Origin of the sequence: Mesorhizobium sp. M8A.F.Ca.ET.021.01.1.1, from assembly GCF_003998025.1 — a bacterium.
Taxonomy (GTDB): Bacteria; Pseudomonadota; Alphaproteobacteria; order Rhizobiales; family Rhizobiaceae; genus Mesorhizobium.
The window spans coordinates 1-2,447 of the sequence record NZ_RZSJ01000753.1; the positions used below are offsets into that span (position 1 = coordinate 1).

Below are 2,447 nucleotides of genomic sequence, written 5' to 3' on the forward strand. Positions count from 1 at the left end.
GCATTCTGACACACCCGAAAGAAGGGCGGCAGCGACGACGCGTCACCCTTTGCCTTTGGCGCAAAACGGACTATGAAACGGCTCAGCCAAGCCATCTGGAACGCGCGCCGGAGCCCGTCATGACCGAAATCCTGCAGACCCCAAAGCTTGTCGTCGTCTTTGGCGGGTCAGGCTTTGTCGGCCGCCATGTCGTGCGGGCGCTGGCCAAGCGCGGCTATCGCATCCGGGTCGCCTGCCGGAGGCCCGATCTTGCCGGCCATCTGCAGCCGCTCGGCAATGTCGGCCAGATCCAGCCGGTGCAGGCCAATGTGCGCGTGCGCTGGTCGGTCGACCGCGCCGTGCAAGGCGCCGACCATGTCGTCAATCTCGTCGCCATCCTGCATCAGAGCGGCCGGCAGAAATTCTCCGCCGTGCATGATTTCGGTGCTCGCGCGATCGCCGAGGCGGCGCGCTCCGTCGGCGCCGGGCTCACCCATATTTCGGCGCTCGGCGCCGATCTGGACTCCGAATCGGATTATGCGCGCACCAAGGCGCTGGGCGAGAAGGCGGTGCTGGAGACGATCGCCGATGCCGTGATCTTCCGGCCGTCGATCAATTTCGGGCCGGAAGACAGCTTCTTCAACCGTTTCGCCAATATGGCGCGTTATTCTCCGGTGCTGCCGCTGATCGGCGGCGGCCACACCAAGTTCCAGCCGGTCTATGTCGGCGACGTCGCCGAGGCGGTGGCGCGCTCGGTCGACGGCAAGATCGATGGCGGCCAAGTCTACGAGCTTGGCGGCCCCAACGTGCTCACTTTCAAGGAGTGCATGCAGGAACTGCTCACCGTGATCGAGCGCAAGCGCATGCTGGTGCCGGTGCCGTGGTGGGTGGCAAACATCCAGGCCTCGATCCTCGGGCTCCTGCCCAATCCGCTGCTGACCAAGGACCAGGTGATGCAGTTGCGCGAGCACAACATCGTTTCGGACGAAGCCGCCAAGGCGAACCGGACACTGGCGGGGCTCGGCATTCAGCCGCAATCGATCGCGACGATCCTGCCCAGCTACCTCTGGCGCTTCCGCGCCGCCGGCCAGTTCCAGCAGCGCAAACCAGCCGTATAAGTGAGTGCAGTAGGCCAAAGGCGTGTTGGGATTCAGGTCAGGGCGAGTCGAGAACGCAGGCAGGCATCACCTGAATATCGGCACACCTAGCGAGGCGTGACCTGCATCGGCAGACCGCCTTGCGGCTGCGTGGTCAATTTCTGCACCGGCCAGGGTTTTGTGTCGGCCGTCGTGTCGAAGCGGAAGCGGGACAAAAGTACGGCGAGCGCGATGATGGCCTCCTGCATGGCGAAGCTGGCGCCGATGCAGACGCGCGGACCCGCGCCGAAGGGCAGATACTGGAAACGGTCGATCTTTTCACGGTTCCCCGGGTGGAAGCGTTCGGGCAGGAAGGCGTCAGGCCTGTCCCACAGCTTCCTGTGGCGGTGGACGACCCACGGCATCACCAGCACGGCGGCGTACTTGGGGATGTAGAGATCCTTCCACATTTCGGGCTCGATTGGCTCGCGATTGATCGACGGCGCCGGCGGATAGAGCCGCAGCGCCTCGTCGAAGGCGGCGCGGGTCAGCGGCATGGCGTCGAGCCACTTCGTCGGATCGGGCTCGCGCGCCAGCACCTGGTCGATCTCCCGTTCGATCCGGTCACGCTCCCAGGGCGATTCGGCCAGGCAATACAGCGTCCAGCCGAGCGCGCGCGCCGTCGTCTCGTGGCCGGCGCCGATGAAGGTGATGATGTTGTCCTCGACTTCCGAGCGCGTCAGTCCGTCGGGGCCTTCGGCCTTGAGCAGCAGCGTCAGGAAATCCTGGGGCACGGCATCGGGATCGCGCCTGAACTTTTCTTCGCGCATCCTGACCGTGTCGGTCACGATCTTGCGGAAATAGGCCATCGTCTTGCGGCCGCGGATGCGGGTCAGCCGCGGCAGCCAGTCGGGGGCGCGCAACAGGTCGAGCGGATCGACGCGGCCCATGGTTTCGAACAGGCGATCGATCTCGTTTTCGAAACTGCCCGGCTCGCCCGCGATCTCACCGGAAAACAGCGTCTCGGCCAGGATGTCGTAGGTGAGCAGCGTCATGTCTTGGGCGATATCGGACGTGCCGCCCGCCTCGTAACGGGTGACAAACTCCAGCGTGCGTTTCAGCATCGGCTGTGCGAAGCCGAAAATGTGGCGCGGCGTGAACACCGGCGCCATTGCCTTGCGCGACCGCTTCCACACCTCGCCCTCGGCGGTCAGCAAGCCGTCGCGCAGGATTGGCCTCAGGATCTTCTGGCGCACCGTCGCCATCTTGTAGTTCTTGGCGTTGTCCACCAGCACATGGCGGATCAGTCCGGGATCATTGGCGATGACCAGCGGCCCACCGGCGCCCTTGGCCGAAATCCAGGGTTCGTTGTAGGTCGGCTCGCCCCAGAGT

At 64.8% G+C, this 2,447-nt stretch carries 2 protein-coding genes; one reads left to right on the plus strand and one right to left on the minus strand.

Features of this window, described 5'->3' with window-relative positions:
- Positions 1–119 precede the first annotated feature (119 nt).
- On the plus strand, positions 120–1,097 hold the full coding sequence (locus EOA36_RS33310; protein ID WP_127280997.1) for a complex I NDUFA9 subunit family protein: 978 nt from the start codon (positions 120–122) through the stop codon (positions 1,095–1,097).
- Positions 1,098–1,183: 86 nt separating this feature from the next.
- On the opposite strand, the gene EOA36_RS33315 is transcribed toward EOA36_RS33310, so the two are convergent.
- Positions 1,184–2,447 (minus strand): cytochrome P450 (locus tag EOA36_RS33315; RefSeq protein WP_145969455.1); only part of this gene is annotated, 1,264 nt, incomplete at its 5' end.